Source organism: Methylobacter psychrophilus, assembly GCF_025583945.1.
In the GTDB taxonomy this organism is placed as follows: Bacteria; Pseudomonadota; Gammaproteobacteria; order Methylococcales; family Methylomonadaceae; genus Methylobacter_C; species Methylobacter_C psychrophilus.
Map to the genome: position 1 here is coordinate 1 of NZ_JAOEGU010000049.1, position 15,411 is coordinate 15,411.

The window sequence follows — 15,411 nt, forward strand, 5'->3', positions numbered from 1 at the left end:
GGCTATGGCCGAACCCGCACCAAATCCACCACCCAAAGCATGTGCTCCACCGCCTTGGGCAATATGTCCGATCATCGGTGGAATTTTGTTAACGAGCACCAGTAGAACAATGGCAGCGACCAACATTGCAGCCATGTCGTTCAGATTCATGTTGGCATCCATTTGGGCGTAATAGCCATTGATAAACTGTTGGCCAATACCCACCAGTAGAACCATAGTCATCAGTTGGATGCCAATATTGAGGACGGTCTTGAAGTAACTGATTGCAATATCCGAAGTCCATCGGCTACCGCCAAAACCCAGGTAAAAAACCCCCGCATACGCAAGTACCCATCCAGTCACAATCAAAATAAGCATGTTTGCTGCGATTAATGCAAGAATGGCAATAACTATGATGGCCATAATGAGGCCGGCAGTACTGATAATAGGGCTGGCGATTGAAGACTGTTGAACAACATTATTAAATATTTTAAAGCCTACATCGACAATGCCAGATGGTGTGCTTCCGTTAATTCCAGATGCTGTACCTCCGAGCACTCGCATTGATTCTATTACGTCAATTGCCATTGTCGGGCCGTTGGTAAGCAGCCACCAGAAAAACCCGGTGAAAACAATAAAACGAATAAATTCTCCATAAAATTCCGCAATGTCGGCTTTACGGAACAACAACATGCCGTGTGTCCACACCATGGAAATCGTTGCGAGTACCCAGAATAACCAAGATGCTCTGGCTGTTAGGCTGGCAGCCCAACTAGAGGCGGCTATTTTAAATTTGTTTTCTACATCATCAAAGATGCCTTGGCCATTTATTGCGGCAAGTGCTTCGGGCGTTTTAATAATCAGGAAAACCGCAAGGATTATTGATATTTTTTTCATGCTCACTCCTGCTCGGTTATCTAAGAGTCCAGGGTTTATGTTCGGTTGGCTTAAGCGTGTTGCGACGAGCACAGTTATCGGCCAATGTTTGTTGAACGTACTTATCTGTAATAGATTTCATATATTCAAACTGGCAATTCGCATCATTGACTTCCGGTACTGCCTTCGTTTGTTCAGGGGACTTGATTGCATTGACCAGACTGTCAGTTGATTTCGCAGTTTCCTGTGGTTCCTGGGTGCAAGCGGTTAAGAGCAAAAACATGGCAATTTTTATGTATTTGTAATTCATCAGCATATCCTCTAGCGAAGTGTCCAATTGTTATGTGTGACGGGTATTAGTGTATCCTTGCGCCAACTTTGATCAGCGGCGGCTTGTTGAGCCTCACGATCGGCGATGACTTGATTGCGCGTGGCTTCTGCTGTTTGTTGGGCTATCAGTAGAGCCCTTAACTGCAATAGCTGGTTCGCTTGATTGCTGGCAAGTTGATTGGCATAACCGATGGCTTGCATTTGTCCGGATGCGTTTTGTGCATTGGCTTGCAGCCTTTGAAGTGTCGCCGCGTCGGTTTGCAATGCGGTTTGCTGGCTGTCGATAGCTTGTATTTCTGCGGCATTCGCTTTTTGCTGCGCTTGTGATCCCAATTTAAGCGTATTGTTCAGACTGGCTAATGCGCCAGGGGTGCAGGCAATACTATTGAAACAGGCAGAATTCGCATATTGGTTTAGATTTTGGTAGTTGTTCACATAATTGGCTAGCGATCCAAATTGGCTCTGGAAGCCAGACAAGGTATTTAGGGTGTTGGTTAATCCGGATATGGTTTGCGATGCGTTAGCCCAAGTGAATGAGCTAGGCGCTGCGGTATTCTGCATCATATTTGAGTATTGCTGCAATTGCGTAGAATACTGCGACAGCTGTGTGGAGTATTGCTGTACCTGTTTAAGCGTCTGCGCAATTTCTTCTGTTGCCGACAACATATTTTGCGATAGATTGGTGCTATCAATAACCGGGATGCCGGCAAAAGATGGCGTCGGTGATGATAAGCTGACCAAGATAACAGCAATTAGCTTTGTTACTGACGTAGTCACGGTGAGTTTTAGCGTTTTCAAGGCTTTCTCCTTTAATAATCAAATGCTTCATAAGGTTTACTGAGGGTTAAATCTTTAGTCACCAGAATGTTAAACCGATAACCGGGTCTAATTTCCAGGGTGGGTGCAATATTCATATTTTTGGTAATCATTTGTACTGTTGCTTGCCCTAGTTGTTGGCCTAAGGCGCTGCTCAGCGTACTTTGTGCATTGGGTGCATAAATGCTGCCGGTATTTTGGTTTTGTTGGCTATAAGCTGCGCCTGCGGTGATGGCTGACATTAATAATGCTGAACCAAAGATGCGTGCATAGTGGTTGTCTACCTGATCTTTAAAACCGGCATAGCCTGCGCCGTCAGCGCCTGGCATGGCACCGATGTCCATGGCTTTGCCATCAGGGAAGATAAGTCGTTGCCATGCAATCAATACGCGCGCTTGCCCGTAAGCAACTTCGCTGGAATAGGTGCCTACCAGACGCGAGCCTTGGGGAAACAACTTGTGTTTGCCAGTGGCAGTGTCGAAAACATCCTGCGACGTTTGCGCCATAATCTGGCCTGGCAATTGTGAATTTACCCCGGATATCAGCGTACCCGGTATGACAAAGCCCGCTCTTAATTCATACGGTGAATGCGGTGGTTCTGGTTTTGCGTCCAAGCGCCAGCGATCACCTTGTCCATTGTTTGCATACTGGTTGATGTTATTCTTGTCCTCAGCTGATGCTGCCGTGTTCACCAGTTGTGGTGTTGTCTCTGTACTACCCTCGTTATTAATAATACCGGTATCTTTTAGTTGCGCGAGACGTTTTTTGTAGGCGATTATCGGATCGGTTTCCGTCGACTGGTTCGCGGCAATCTGTTGTGCCAGCAGCGCTTGTTGTGCTGATAATTTATCGGGGGCTACAGGTGCCGATCCCGGACTACGTGGCGCTACTATGCTGACCGTCGTTTTCGATTTAACCGCCTCTTCAAATTGTTGTAACTTAACTTGCCGGATACGAGCGGCTAAATCCTCTCCAGGTGTAGGTGGCTGGTTTGGTTGATTGGCTTGGTTCGGCGGTTGTGGCGGCGCATCCAGGCTGGCTGGCCTGGTCACGGCTGGTGTTTCTGAAGCCATCGGTAGCGGAGGCATTTCTAAAGGCTTTGTTGCTATCGGTATGAGGCCGCTGAGGTAGTTACCGGCTATTTCATGAGCGGCCATGCTGGTATTGATAACCTTCTCCTGCTCGGTTTTGTCACCGACTCTATTTTGTTTAGCGGCTCGATCTGCCGCGACCAACACCATGATGACCAGGAAGGTGAGTGTTGCACCGCCAATCAGAAATAGGGGTAGGTTGTTGACTCGTCTGACACCGCTGCTTTCAGAGGCTTCGCCGGGTGATAGTGCCGGCGACATCGTGTCTTCATTTTCAGTCGATTGCTGCTGCATGTTTTACTCCATTTTTGCCCAGGCACCGGCGGGGATAGCCGTGTTATTTCCGGCCGTGTAGGCTCGGGTTAAGATCGCTTTGCCTACTGTCAATTGCACGCGATAGAGTCCGGTGACCAAGCAGGCTCCAGGCTGGTCAACCGTGTAGTGAGTGCTTAATCCAGTCAATGCAGCGGCGGGTTGTGTGGGGGCAAACGTTTGCACAGCGTAGCCTTTTTCACGCATCTGCAACACCAGAGAGGTGCCAAAACTATCTGTTTTAAGCACCGGTTGACCAATGTTGAATGTCGTGTGTGCAGGTGGATACTGGATTTGCAATTGTTTGATGGCATCGGCTGCCAGGCTGTTACCCAGTTCAACGGGAACCGATGTGGTTGTAAAATGATCGTTTCGAACTGTCGCGCAGCCTGGCAAGCTACTTAGAAAGAAAAATGTCACTAATAAATGTTTCATTTCTTCACCCTTTTTATCGCTACTGCGTCTTGATTTCCTCCTACTCCGGCGATAAGCATGGCCGAATCAAAAACCGTATCGACAATATAGCGGTTGCCTTGTATGCGATAGTTAACTTGTACGGTTTCATCGTCCTCAAAAACTCCGCCTTCCCGACGCACCACCAGTAAAGTGGGGGCTTCTGATTGTGCCATGGCCTCGGGCATCTGGATGATGGTTTTTTGCTTATCATTAAAAACCCTGATGGGGGTCCAGGCTATAGAACCGTTGGGTGTTATTTCATACGCAAAATCAAGGTCGCCCAGGTATTCACCCGTTTGTGGCAGGGTTTTGTCCTGGCGTTCCTTTAGGGCGTGGTTACGGTACACATCCCATTTGGTTTGGTCTTCATCCGGGTAGGCAAACGTCACTTGTGGCATGTATTCTGTTCGGTGTGAGCGTAACCTTATATGATAGGCACGGCGGTCTGTGGTTACCACTAACGAGGTTTCCAGGCCGACATCCATCGGTTTTATGATAATGTGTTGTACTTCAGTAGCACCCCGGCCGGTAATAGCCGGCTCAATGGTCCACCGGGCCGTATCCCCCAGGTTGATCGAATTCACCTGTTCTCCGGCCTGCAAGGCCACATCACAGACTTGCAACACGGCACAAACGACACTGGGCTGTTGAATCCCAAACAGGTACGTTACTACACCATTTTTTCCTGATGTCGGCGCCATGCCGATCGCATTGTGGCCTTTCCACTTATTAGCAATCGCCATTGCCTGTTGTTCCTGTCGGGTTAAAACCGGATTCTTATCCGAGAAATACAGCTCGGCTATATCTTGGTTAGCTGATGCCTGACCGGTAGTGAGCAGGACGGTTACTAAGAGTGAAGTTAGGTGCTTATTCATACCGGGCGCCTTTAAAATTAATTGGTTTGTTGCTGTCTTGACCACGAAAAATCCCGAATGAAAATCCCCATCGGATTTTTCCGCAATTGCTCTTCTGTTGTGGCAGATGTGGGTGCAGCGATGAAAATAGTTATCATGGCGCGCATCGGCACCGGTCGACCTTTCATAACACCTTGTCGGTCCCGTGTCGTTTCCAGCCAGTCGACTTGCCAGGTTTCCGGAGTCAGTGCCATAGCCGAGCTGATTTCAGTGCTGACCATTTCCTGGGTGGCACGTTTGAACGGACTGGATGCATCGGTGCCATTGTAAAATTCGGTCATCTTTTGCGTGGCCGGCGCGTTAGCCGGTAACATCGCGTAGACGGCAAATACCGCATTGCGTTGCAACACCACATCGGGCGTTACCATACGTGCATTCGCTATGCAGGTAGAAAGGACTGAGGCTATCACCCGTTGGTCTGCAGGAGCGGCTTTATCAGCGACAGAGACAGCGGCGGTTTGGCCCAATTTATCCATCTGTATCACATAGGGTATGAATTTTGATTGTTGGCCAATGTGAATCATACCGGCCACCCCCACCAGCGCCACCAGTAAGGACAAAATCCCCATGATTTGCCAGGCTTGCCGTGACGACATCACGGTTTGCATGTGATCGTTCCAGGTGCGTCTTGCCGACAAATAAGGGTTTTCATTTTCACCCAAGCGACGACCGCCGAGCAGTTTTTCGTGGCTACGGCGTGGATCACTAATGGTTGTTTTGGATTTTTTAGCGTGCATGGTTTTATACCTGATAATCTTCAAGTCGTAAGTTTTTGAGAGCAAGCCATTCACCCACCCAGCCATTTCCGTGAATCGACTCCAGATGCCTGATGAGCGCTAAAGACTCTTTGTCGGAGACCCCGACAAAAGCCATGGTCAGCGGGCCAATGGCCAGATCAAAAAGCCTGCGGCCAACTTCAGACAGATAGTAGTAATGACGTTTCGGAATGGCGGTCGCGAGCATGTCGATTTGCCGGGTATTAAGCCCCATCCGTTTATACAAATTGGCGGTATCCTCATCCCTGGCGTAAACATTGGGTAACAGCAACTTGGTGGCCGTGGACTCAATAATGACATCAAAGATGCCTGAGTTGGCCGCGTCAGTAAGGCTTTGTGTCGCCATCAGCACAAAGCAATTAGCCCGACGCAACACCTTTAGCCATTCACGAATTTTCTCGCGGAACACGGGATGGCCCAGCATGAGCCAGGCTTCGTCCAAGAGTATTGCCGCAGGTTGGCCTTGCAAGGACCGCTCAATGCGCCGGAATAAATACAGTAATACTGGCAGTGCGTAACGATCACCCAAGTTCATCAACTCCTCAATCTCAAAGACGGTAAAATCGGACAAACGTAAACCGTCGGTTTTAGCATCCAGCAGGTGGCCCATGGCGCCATCCACCGTGTAATTTTTGATGGTGTCACGAATCTGTTCATCTTGAACGGTGACAGAAAATTCGGATAGCGTATACGCCTGGTTCTTTTCCATATTGACGATGGCGCTGGCGATGTCATTGCGCTGTGCAGCCGTGGTGACCAGGCCGTTTAAGGCCAGAATGGTATTAATCCATTCCATCGCCCAGGCTCTGTCCGCGCGGGTCTCGAGAAATTGCAGCGGGCAAAAGGCGAGCTTGTCATCGTCACCGGCAATGGTGAAGTGTTGACCGCTGACCCCTTGGGTACTGGCTCTGATGGCGGCGGTTAGCGGGTATAAAGACAGGCCTTTATCGAACGCATAAAGGGTCATATTGGGGTATCGCCGTAGTTGGGCAGCTATGAGCGCCAGTAAGGTCGACTTGCCTGAGCCAGTGCGGCCAAACACCACGGAATGCGCAAGATCGTTAACGTGTAGGTTCAAGCGGAAGGTCGTCGATCCCTGGGTCACACAGTGCATCAGGGCAGGTGCCAAGGGTGGGTACATCGGACAAGGCGCATCGACGCGACCAGTCCAGATAGTACTGGTCGGCACCAGATCGGCAAGGTTCATGGTATTAATCAGCGGTCGCCGCACGTTTTCAACCCCGTGTCCTGGCAAGCTACCTAAATAGGCCTCCATGGTATTGATGGTTTCTATGCGGGCGGTAAACCCGGTGGCGTTGATCGCTTTTTCGACGCGTCTGGCACAGTCCTGGACCACTTTCCGATCCTCGTTCATTAGGATGACCACGCTGGTGTAATAGCCTTGTGCAACCACGCCGCTATTGACTTCAGCCAAGGCGGCTTCGGCGTCCTCAACCATGGCTAACGCATCTTGGTCTATCGGCCCCGCATGGGTGTTAAACACCTGGTCAAAAATTCCGCGAATTTTCTGCTTCCATTTTTTTCTGAATATTTCCAGATGCTTTAACGCTTCGTGGGGTTCCATAAAGATGAACCGTGATGACCAGCGGTATTCAATGGGTAATTCTCCCAGCGCGGTTAACATACCTGGCGTCGATTCTAACGGGAAGCCACCGAGAGCAACGACCTGAATATAGTGACGGCCTATTTTGGGTATGACCCCGGTCCACAGTTCCTGACCACCGATGAGGCAGTCTACGTACATGGGGTTGGTGGGTAACTGGATGGGTTGATTGATGCCGGTAATGCAGTAGTGTAACCAGCGCAGGAAATCATCGTGCGTGACCGTTGCACCGGCCTCGGTAACTATTTTATTGCCTTTCAGGCGGGTTAATTTAAGTGCTGATGACAGGCGCGTTTCGATGTTGTGACATTCGCGCGTAAAATGGCCAAGCAGATCGCGGGTGAGGCTCTTGTTGTTAGGAGGTTCGGCATCATCCTCGAACATCAACTCAATAAATTTGCGCTCGTTTAACAACGGTGGCAAATAAGTGATGGTCAACACAAAATAGCCTTCGTACATGGTCCCCAAACCTTCAAATAGTCGCCGTCTTTCTTCGTCTATGGCAGCGGTAATGGCATCGGGGAACGCGGATAAGCCACGATCAGCGTAGGCGGGCGCGGGTCTTCGCACCGCATCGACATGGATCATCCAGCCGTTGCCAAGCACGGCTAAAGCCTGGTTAATACGCGCTGAAATCGACTCGCGATCTTGCTCTGTGCTGCTATCCTTGTCGTCTCCGGTATAGAGCCAGGCGGCCATGAAGGAACCATCTTTGCCAACGATGATGCCATCATCCACTTCGGCTGCATAATTGAGCAAGTCAGCAACGCTGGCCTCTTTTGAACGATGTTTGCTTAACTTTCGGTCTTTATTGGCCCTGGCAATGAGTGACAATAGCATCACCACCAGCGCGATGCCACACCCGGCAATAATCCAAGTCAGTGCTTCTATCATCGGTATTGTTGCCCCTGACGGTTCGAGTTTATTCTGAACGGCGTACTTTGTGCCGGGTAATAGCGCTGGTAACGACGATGCCGAAGATAAACAAAGCGCATTTGGGGATCGGCTTTTGCCATCAGTCTTAGCAGATATAGCGAACACAGCCACAGTACCATGCCGTAGAGGGATGCTCTGAGTTCTTGGGCGCTGAATACCAGTGCAAAGGCGATGAGCCCGGTGAACATCACTAACTCGCGATCGCCCCCCATAAACAGATGGGTTCTATTGCCGGCCCGCCGAATAGGTATCACACGCAGCGCCATTAGTTGTTACCCCCTGTGCGGGTCATTATGAGAGTACTGGCTGCATCACCCTTAGCCGATGGCGTAATGACGGCACCTCTGGCAAATAAGGTTGACATAATATTTTGTGCACCGACGAGTAAGGCCATGACCAGAACAATAAATATCAAGGTTCTGAAAAAGCCATTGAGGTCACCGCCAAAAATCAGCACGCCCCCGGCCACCACAATACCGATGATAGATAGTGTGAAGGCGACCGGACCGGTTACCGAATTTTGCAAACTGGTGAGCCAGGTTTCGTAGGGCAAGCCACCGCCAGTACCCACCGAGGCCTCTGCGATTGCCGGGGTGATGACCCACAGCATTAACAGCAACAACCACGACGTTTTATTAACATGGGTTAACTTCATTTTTTATGCTCCTAACGTTTGAGTGATGTATTTCCCGTCTTCAAACCTAAGTATTTCTACTATTTCCGTTATGCGACGACCTTCTTGGGTTCTGGCGATATGAATAACGCAGTGCACCGCTTCGCCAATCAGCGGTTCAATCTGTTTGGGGGAGTCCGGGTGCATACTGATCAACAAGGCCAGTCGATCCAGTCCCGCTCGGGCATTATTGGCATGTAGGGTTGCGGCTCCCCCTTCATGACCAGTGTTCCAGGCCATCAGCAGGTCTAACGCTTCCGGTCCGCGCACTTCACCCACCAGTATCCGATCCGGACGCATGCGCAGGGTCGTTCTGAGTAACATCGTCATGGTAATGTCGAACGTGGTGTGATATTGGACAAAATTTTCAGCCGCACACTGAATTTCACCGGTATCTTCGATGATGACGATGCGCTCGGTGGGATCAATGATGACCATGTGGTTGATGATGGCGTTGACCAGGGTGGTTTTACCTGAGCCGGTACTTCCCGTTACTAAAATATTACGGTGATTTTTGACGGCGGTTTCAATGACGGCTAACTGTGCCTGGGACATGATGCCAGTCGCGACGTAATGATCCAGGGTGAAGATGGCGACTGCTTTTTTTCGAATCGCAAAAGTGGGGGCTGGCACGATAGGTGGAAACTGCCCGGCAAAGCGAGAGCCATCGAGGGGCAGTTCGCATTCTATAAGGGGTCTACCCTTGGTGATTTCTTTGCCGTGGAAGCCTGCGATAGTCTTAATGATTGATTCGCTACGACTCACCGATAGTGTGCCTATCGGCCGCATCTTTTCGCCAAGCCGTTCCTGCCAAAGTTTGCCATCGGAATTTAGCATAATTTCGACGGTTTTAGGATCGGCGAGAGCCGCCATAATGTCCGGGCCGAGATCACGCTCCAGTTTGATCTTGGCGCGTGCCTTTACAGAGTCCTGAAGTTGATCGTCTTGATGAGGTAGGTTTGGCATATCGAGTCATCGCTCGGTAAGTAGTTTGACGCATTATTACATAATATATCGATAATGCTAATTTTTTAATCTAATTTTAATGTAATGAAGAAAATATCGAAGATATTTAGGTGTGTCACTGATCTTTATGCAACTGCTGTTATTCGCAATCCTATCGATTTAAACTTAACGCCTTTTAATTAAGCTGATTTATTGGCGTGTTTTCGATGCAGTTTTGGATGGCGATAAGTCGCTATTTTTGCGGAAGCTTTGATGAAAAGAAAGGGTTTGAAGATTGAGTGGGAGTTATATTCACCCATTACTCGGAGCGTGGGAAACCTATGTGCAAGGGGAGGGGAGGTAAAAAATCCCAAAGATTAGTCTGTTTTGGCCTAGAATTTGCATAATTTAAGGCTCAAGTTATTGAGTTTAGTCACTGTAACGCTTGTGTAAAGATGAGGTTTTATTTTCTGGGGTTTGAGTGCCGGTGGATAGTGGGTAAAAGCAGAAAACCTCTTTTGATGTGATGTGACGTACATACGACCATGGTGTAACGATAAACTTTCAAAGTCTAAACAACTTTGTTTATCAGATAATAAGACTACTTTTTAAATGCCTTGACCGACATAGTTAATGGAGAAACTACAAATAGGACGGGTATAGGGCGCTGAAAAGTGCTTCGGATTAGTCAATCTGCGTATCCGTCATGCTCTAATTGTTATTGATTGTGTAGAACTTACGCTTAAAGCTTCTAGCAATTGGGTTATGCAGGTTATTTTTATAGGTTTTCTGCTGTATTTTTCTTTAGGTGCTCCTTAGCTTCTTTTGCCCATTGCTTGGCGATAAATGCTTGATGAGACGGCAGTATTAAAGACACGCGTTCATAGCCTTCCGCTACGCCTCTGAGTTGACCACCCGTTAAGGCCTCTAATGTTTTGCTGTCCATGTCTGTTTCTTCAAGAAGCGCGGGTAAAGAGATATCCAGTGCATCGGCTATATTTTCCATAATTCGTAAAGACGGATTACTTTTACCGTTGGTTAAATCACAAATAAAGCCCATAGATACCCCCGACATTTTTGAGAGTTGTTCTTTTGTGATCCCCTTTTCATCGAGTATTCGGAGAATATTGGTAAAAAATATTTGGTTATACATTAGTTATTTATTGCCCGAGAAATTAAGCCGCTAAATTTTTTGGTCGTTTTTTGATAAAACATTTTCTTTAGTATGGCTATGGAGTTGATGGCATTCGTCATTGATGTTCCGAGTAGTATAAAGGGTTTTTTACCTATTTTGCAGAATGGATTTTTTCTGACATTTTATTGACTGGATTAATAAAATATCGTTATAATGATGACAAATATAAATTCTCAGTATAACGATATTTGTTGTCCAGGGCTGTTATAGCTGAAAGTGGAGCAGGTAACGAGTTTCACCACCTATCAACTAAGGTGTATTCAATGAATGATGATTTCTATTGGAATAATTAATGTGTTATTTGCCCTCATCAATCAACTCACACTGACCGTGCGGTGTTCCCATGAGCCTCAGTGATAGCGCCTTTCAACAACGGATCGCTAATTTAGGCAAGCATGTTTCTGCCCGAGCAAAGGATAGTAAGGTTTATCAGCTTCCCATCTGGCCGGAGCCGACGAGAGGGATACCCAATCCGGTTTTACGCGGCGCATTATTTGCCGCCGTGCAAGGTAAAAACAGGGCGGTATTTCAGCGTGAGCTTTTAGCTTGTCAGAAAGGGTTGCAAATTCGTTTTACAGGCATTCAATTAGACCAATCAGACCTTGATGTGTGGGAGCAGGCTTTACATTTAGCCAGGCTTCATCCGTTAGGTACACGTTGCGACTTTTCTGTGTATGGTTTTTTAAAGGCCTTAGGTCGAAAAACCGGGAAAAGCGAGCATGAGTGGTTAAAAAATTCATTTGCGCGGCTCATGGGTTGTGGGGTTGAATTAACCAACCAACAAGAACGGAAAACCTATGGCGGGAGTTTGTTAGAGTTTATGCGTGATGATGAAAGTGGTCGTTATGTGGTTATTTTCAACCCAAAGATACTCACTTTCTACGAGGGCGGTTGGACTGCCATTGATTGGCAAGACCGGCAGTTATTACGGGGAAAACCTTTAGCGCTATGGTTGCACGGCTATTTGGCAACGCATGCCAAACCGTATCCTATCAAGATAGAGACAATTCGCTCGTTTAGCGGCAGTAGTAATAAGGCAATCAGAGGTTTCAAAAGGAAGTTGATTGCCGCATTAAACGAACTCAAAAAAATAGCATTCATCATGGGTTTCGATTTTGAGGGCGATAATGTCATCATCAATAAACCCCCTACACCCTCACAACAGCGTTACCTTATCAATCAATAAACACCGAATGCGGGCCACCCCTTTCACGGGATACGAGACACAAAAGCACGGGATACGAGGCACACTTGTCACGGGATACGAGACACACTCACGGGATACGAGGCACCGATTCCACGGGATACGGGGCACGCTATTCACGGGATACGAGACACGGCTTTGACGGGATACGGGGCACAAGAAAAATCATTAAAATGGTCTGGATCCCTTATACCGCATGCCTTTAAGAATTTTAAAAAAATCAGCTAATCTTTTTCTAATCTTTTTTTAAATCTTTCTTTAATCATAAGGCTTATCTTGTTCACGATTTTTCTGAAAACCCATCAGTTGTCATACCAACAGGTTGTCAAACAGCAAAAGCTATAGGCGGTAAAATGAAATCAGCGAAACTTTATCAGTTTCCTCTGCATATTCGTACGGCATCCATTCCTATCGACCCTGCTGAGGATTCTTTTATTACCAAAAATGGTTCTAATAGTTCGATAAAGGCTAATAAAATTGCCTGCTGGAAAAGGATTCAGGTCTCGATTATTGGGCTAGTCTGGTTGTTTTTGGGTCTATTTTGGCCTCTGCTTAATTGGCTAGCAGCAATGGATGTCGTTTTCCAACTTTTAAGGGCGCTTTATTATGCAAACACACCGGCAATCCAGGCGACTCTTCAGGCATTGATACATGGCGTTTTGTACATTTTCTTATCACTATTTGTTTATTTGTATAGACCAAAGGCATTTTGAAAAGATTTAGCCGCTAAACTGATATTCTTGGTAGAATTGTTTAGCTAAATTGGATCCTATGCGAGCGATCCTCTCCTTTTTCCAAAAGCCTAGAATTAAATCATGGTTTATAACCTCCGATGGCATTGTTAATGAAACGAATGACTAGAGATCAATTCATTCAAGCAACCAGCAGGTTAACGATGGGAGAAAGCACTCTGGAGATTGCGGAGGGTGTTTTAGTCGACGGGAAATCCCAATCAGACTACGCCAGAGCTAAGCAGATCACGCGGGGAGCCGTCTCACAAATTGTGGGTCGGGTTTGGAAAATTCATCTAAAAGCGCTTAACATTCCAGACAAGTTTGTGGAAGTTACGGCGATTCTGCCAGAACACCAAGCATTTATAGTCAAGCAGTGGGAAAAAGAAGCCCAAAGAAGTGGCAAATGAAAACGTTGGTAACCGCTAACCAAAAATACGGAGCAGGTAAAACCTCTACGTTAAAACCGCTAGCATTTGACTTTGCTCAACGTGGGTTACGAAAGAAGGTTTGCAAAGCCGACACAAAAGTAAGGACTTTAGCCGATTTCAGCGATAACAAAATGGAGAGCAAATAAATGCGCAATGCCAAAATAACAGAGTTACCCCCGTCCAGTCTTGGCGTAAGCGCCTTTAGTGATCCATCCTCTCGACTCCCTACGCCGACCGATCCAGTGACTGCTTACAAAAAAGAACTACTTGATTTGGATCTCAATCTGATTGTTGAAGACCCACATCAGCCGAGACGCGAAGATAATCCGGGCTTCTCAGAAGAAAAATTAAACGAGCTGGTAAAATCAATTACCAGGCGAGGGGTAAAAACCCCCATTTCAGTACACAATAATCCGGAAAAACCAGGCCACTTCATCATAAATCATGGTGCGCGTCGATTTAGAGCGTCGAAAATTGCCGGTAAAAAGACGATACCTGCACATATCGATAATGATTACACAAGAACCGATCAACTCACTGAAAATTTGCTTCGTGAGGGTAATACACCGTTAGAGATTGCCACTGCTATTGGTGAATTTCTTAAAAGAGGCATGAAAAAAAAGGAAATAGCGGAAAGCATTGGCAAAACGGCAGGGTATGTAACGCAATATTCCTCACTATTAAAATTGCCCAAGTCTATCGCTACGGCTTTTCGTAATCAGCGAATTACTGATGTGACCATTATTTATGAATTGGTACAGTTGCATCACAATTATCCTGAGGAAGTAGATACTTGGGTCAATGATGAAAGTCAGGAGTTTACCCGCGGCTCCATGAAGTATCTACGCACTTATCTTACCCATAAAGAGCAAGAAGGTGAACTAGCCACAGATATGCCCGGTGGTGATAGTGACTTATATCCGGAGGGAGGAACTAAGCCTGCTCAGGATAGTCGTCACGCCAGTATTGATACCGCAGCCTCTTCTTATGGTTCTGACACCGATGGTGGGATTAGCTTGGCTGAGATAAGCGGTGGTAAAAGCTCCGGACATCAAGCGGACCAAGGCAAATTTAAAAAAGCGATTGTGAAAGTTAAGCATAATAATCGGGTTGCACGGTTAATGCTGGATCGTAGGCCCTCAGCCGAGGGGGTTGCGTGGTTAAAATATGAAGATGATGGTGACGAATTTGAAGCGGCCTTAGGTGATGTTCAACTGACTGCGATTTTAGAGGGATAGGCATGAAGCAACGATTACTTATAATGAACGGTCAGTGCTCAATGCAGCAAGAAGATCAAGGTCAGTGGCGCAATATTAAGGTTGAAAAGGCGAGGGGAGTTAAACCCGGCATCTACAATATTTATACGGCAAACAAGGCGGATAAAACAAAAGAATATGCAGGTGTTATCTTGTATGCAGATAAAACAACGGTGTATCAACAAATCGGGAAAGGGCAATACATTACCCATGAGCGGGCAGATTTTGTAAAGCTGCCCGAATCCGGCGAGACCAAAAGCATCAGCTATAGCGCTGAGGGTAAAGCCGTTGTTTCTGAGGCTGCACTAGTGCAAAAACAATCACGGAAAATTTAGCGAGCAAGTCACTGGATTAACACCAGAAGGATGGGTTGGGCGAGCAATGACGAGAGTGCATAGGACTTCTTATCATGTCCTAATCAGTAGACACCTGCACCGTTCTTGTTTATGGAGAGCATGCAACCTCCCGGGAGGCGGCTAAGGAACGAGTACGAAATAACTTTGATGGTTATTAAGACATAAGCCAAGATGCCTTCTATCGGTTAACGTAATGAAAGACTAGCTGTTTCCAACCAAAAATTGAATTTTTACTTTCTTCCCCATCATGATTCAGACGATATTGCCGAGTCTATAAAATCGGCGCTGGATATCTCGCGATCAACAGCTTCAGCGCTTGCTCAGTCTGCGCTTGAAGCTGCTCAACAGGGCTATTATTACAACGCAGACGGCATCAAGCTTGATGGGCGTTACTTTGTGCAAGCGGCTCGTGACAATAAAACAAGCATAGCGCCGACAGATGCTTTGCAGGTATTTCAGCCTATCGTCCACGGTGAGACACGCATACAAGTTGCCAATTAAACAACGCTT

19 protein-coding genes are annotated in these 15,411 nt (G+C 47.1%); 7 read left to right on the forward strand and 12 right to left on the reverse strand.

What is annotated here, in order from left to right; genetic code table 11:
• The 12 genes from trbL to N7974_RS16610 form a co-directional block, all read right to left on the reverse strand.
• Positions 1–876, reverse strand: an 876-nt coding sequence (trbL, locus tag N7974_RS16555; RefSeq protein WP_262966689.1) for a P-type conjugative transfer protein TrbL, incomplete at its 3' end; no start/stop codon positions are given.
• Between the two features lie 16 nt (positions 877–892).
• On the reverse strand, positions 893–1,165 hold the full coding sequence (gene trbK / locus N7974_RS16560) for an entry exclusion lipoprotein TrbK (protein ID WP_262966690.1): 273 nt from the start codon (positions 1,163–1,165) through the stop codon (positions 893–895).
• 11 nt (positions 1,166–1,176) lie between these two features.
• Entirely contained in the window at positions 1,177–1,983 is an 807-nt protein-coding gene (gene trbJ / locus N7974_RS16565; protein ID WP_262966691.1) for a P-type conjugative transfer protein TrbJ, read from the reverse strand.
• An 11-nt stretch (positions 1,984–1,994) separates the two neighbouring features.
• Positions 1,995–3,386 carry a TrbI/VirB10 family protein gene (locus N7974_RS16570; RefSeq protein WP_262966692.1) on the reverse strand — a complete coding sequence of 464 codons (1,392 nt, stop codon included), beginning with the start codon at positions 3,384–3,386 and terminating at the stop codon, positions 1,995–1,997.
• A gap of 3 nt (positions 3,387–3,389) precedes the next feature.
• Positions 3,390–3,839, reverse strand: a complete 450-nt coding sequence (locus tag N7974_RS16575; RefSeq protein WP_262966693.1) for a hypothetical protein — start codon at positions 3,837–3,839, stop codon at positions 3,390–3,392.
• Entirely contained in the window at positions 3,836–4,735 is a 900-nt protein-coding gene (trbG, locus tag N7974_RS16580) for a P-type conjugative transfer protein TrbG (RefSeq protein ID WP_262966694.1), read from the reverse strand. The genes N7974_RS16575 and trbG overlap by 4 nt, the downstream gene beginning before the upstream one ends.
• 17 nt (positions 4,736–4,752) lie before the next feature.
• Positions 4,753–5,511 (reverse strand): VirB8/TrbF family protein, encoded by a 759-nt coding sequence (locus tag N7974_RS16585; RefSeq protein WP_262966695.1) that lies wholly within the window; start codon positions 5,509–5,511, stop codon positions 4,753–4,755.
• A 4-nt stretch (positions 5,512–5,515) separates the two neighbouring features.
• Positions 5,516–8,068 (reverse strand): VirB4 family type IV secretion/conjugal transfer ATPase, encoded by a 2,553-nt coding sequence (locus N7974_RS16590; protein WP_262966696.1) that lies wholly within the window; start codon positions 8,066–8,068, stop codon positions 5,516–5,518.
• Positions 8,065–8,364, reverse strand: coding sequence for a conjugal transfer protein TrbD (locus N7974_RS16595; protein ID WP_449566812.1), 300 nt, complete (start codon positions 8,362–8,364; stop codon positions 8,065–8,067). Before N7974_RS16595 ends, N7974_RS16590 begins: the two co-directional genes overlap by 4 nt.
• 11 nt (positions 8,365–8,375) lie before the next feature.
• Positions 8,376–8,765 (reverse strand): TrbC/VirB2 family protein, encoded by a 390-nt coding sequence (locus N7974_RS16600; protein ID WP_262966698.1) that lies wholly within the window; start codon positions 8,763–8,765, stop codon positions 8,376–8,378.
• A 3-nt stretch (positions 8,766–8,768) separates the two neighbouring features.
• On the reverse strand, positions 8,769–9,749 hold the full coding sequence (gene trbB, locus N7974_RS16605; protein WP_262966699.1) for a P-type conjugative transfer ATPase TrbB: 981 nt from the start codon (positions 9,747–9,749) through the stop codon (positions 8,769–8,771).
• 757 nt (positions 9,750–10,506) lie between these two features.
• Positions 10,507–10,881 carry a helix-turn-helix domain-containing protein gene (locus N7974_RS16610; RefSeq protein ID WP_262966700.1) on the reverse strand — a complete coding sequence of 125 codons (375 nt, stop codon included), beginning with the start codon at positions 10,879–10,881 and terminating at the stop codon, positions 10,507–10,509.
• Positions 10,882–11,266: 385 nt separating this feature from the next.
• On the opposite strand from N7974_RS16610, the gene trfA reads away from it, so the two are divergent.
• The 7 genes from trfA to N7974_RS16645 all read left to right on the forward strand — a co-directional run bounded on the left by trfA (position 11,267) and on the right by N7974_RS16645 (position 15,402).
• Entirely contained in the window at positions 11,267–12,109 is an 843-nt protein-coding gene (trfA, locus tag N7974_RS16615) for a plasmid replication initiator TrfA (protein WP_262966701.1), read from the forward strand.
• Positions 12,110–12,480: 371 nt separating this feature from the next.
• Entirely contained in the window at positions 12,481–12,840 is a 360-nt protein-coding gene (gene kleE / locus N7974_RS16620) for a KleE stable inheritance protein (RefSeq protein ID WP_262966702.1), read from the forward strand.
• 140 nt (positions 12,841–12,980) lie between these two features.
• Positions 12,981–13,268 (forward strand): transcriptional regulator KorA, encoded by a 288-nt coding sequence (locus N7974_RS16625; protein ID WP_262966703.1) that lies wholly within the window; start codon positions 12,981–12,983, stop codon positions 13,266–13,268.
• A complete protein-coding gene (locus N7974_RS20795) occupies positions 13,265–13,435 on the forward strand; it encodes a P-loop NTPase family protein (RefSeq protein WP_262966704.1) in 171 nt (56 codons plus the stop codon). The genes N7974_RS16625 and N7974_RS20795 overlap by 4 nt, the downstream gene beginning before the upstream one ends.
• A complete protein-coding gene (locus tag N7974_RS16635; protein ID WP_262966705.1) occupies positions 13,436–14,527 on the forward strand; it encodes a ParB/RepB/Spo0J family partition protein in 1,092 nt (363 codons plus the stop codon).
• A 41-nt stretch (positions 14,528–14,568) separates the two neighbouring features.
• Entirely contained in the window at positions 14,569–14,880 is a 312-nt protein-coding gene (locus tag N7974_RS16640) for a KfrB domain-containing protein (protein WP_449566813.1), read from the forward strand.
• A gap of 243 nt (positions 14,881–15,123) precedes the next feature.
• Positions 15,124–15,402 carry a hypothetical protein gene (locus tag N7974_RS16645; protein WP_262966707.1) on the forward strand — a complete coding sequence of 93 codons (279 nt, stop codon included), beginning with the start codon at positions 15,124–15,126 and terminating at the stop codon, positions 15,400–15,402.
• The last annotated feature ends 9 nt before the right edge of the window (positions 15,403–15,411 follow it).

Bases quoted from the DNA above. Each gene is read 5' to 3' on its own strand.
- trbK (WP_262966690.1), bottom strand. From the start codon at position 1,165: ATGAATTACAAATACATAAAAATTGCCATGTTTTTGCTCTTAACCGCT.
- N7974_RS16570 (WP_262966692.1), bottom strand. From the start codon at position 3,386: ATGCAGCAGCAATCGACTGAAAATGAAGACACGATGTCGCCGGCACTA.
- N7974_RS16575 (WP_262966693.1), bottom strand. From the start codon at position 3,839: ATGAAACATTTATTAGTGACATTTTTCTTTCTAAGTAGCTTGCCAGGC.
- trbG (WP_262966694.1), bottom strand. From the start codon at position 4,735: ATGAATAAGCACCTAACTTCACTCTTAGTAACCGTCCTGCTCACTACC.
- N7974_RS16585 (WP_262966695.1), bottom strand. From the start codon at position 5,511: ATGCACGCTAAAAAATCCAAAACAACCATTAGTGATCCACGCCGTAGC.
- N7974_RS16590 (WP_262966696.1), bottom strand. From the start codon at position 8,068: ATGATAGAAGCACTGACTTGGATTATTGCCGGGTGTGGCATCGCGCTG.
- N7974_RS16600 (WP_262966698.1), bottom strand. From the start codon at position 8,765: ATGAAGTTAACCCATGTTAATAAAACGTCGTGGTTGTTGCTGTTAATG.
- trbB (WP_262966699.1), bottom strand. From the start codon at position 9,749: ATGCCAAACCTACCTCATCAAGACGATCAACTTCAGGACTCTGTAAAG.
- N7974_RS16610 (WP_262966700.1), bottom strand. From the start codon at position 10,881: ATGTATAACCAAATATTTTTTACCAATATTCTCCGAATACTCGATGAA.
- trfA (WP_262966701.1), top strand. From the start codon at position 11,267: ATGAGCCTCAGTGATAGCGCCTTTCAACAACGGATCGCTAATTTAGGC.
- kleE (WP_262966702.1), top strand. From the start codon at position 12,481: ATGAAATCAGCGAAACTTTATCAGTTTCCTCTGCATATTCGTACGGCA.
- N7974_RS16625 (WP_262966703.1), top strand. From the start codon at position 12,981: ATGACTAGAGATCAATTCATTCAAGCAACCAGCAGGTTAACGATGGGA.
- N7974_RS20795 (WP_262966704.1), top strand. From the start codon at position 13,265: ATGAAAACGTTGGTAACCGCTAACCAAAAATACGGAGCAGGTAAAACC.
- N7974_RS16635 (WP_262966705.1), top strand. From the start codon at position 13,436: ATGCGCAATGCCAAAATAACAGAGTTACCCCCGTCCAGTCTTGGCGTA.
- N7974_RS16640 (WP_449566813.1), top strand. From the start codon at position 14,569: ATGCAGCAAGAAGATCAAGGTCAGTGGCGCAATATTAAGGTTGAAAAG.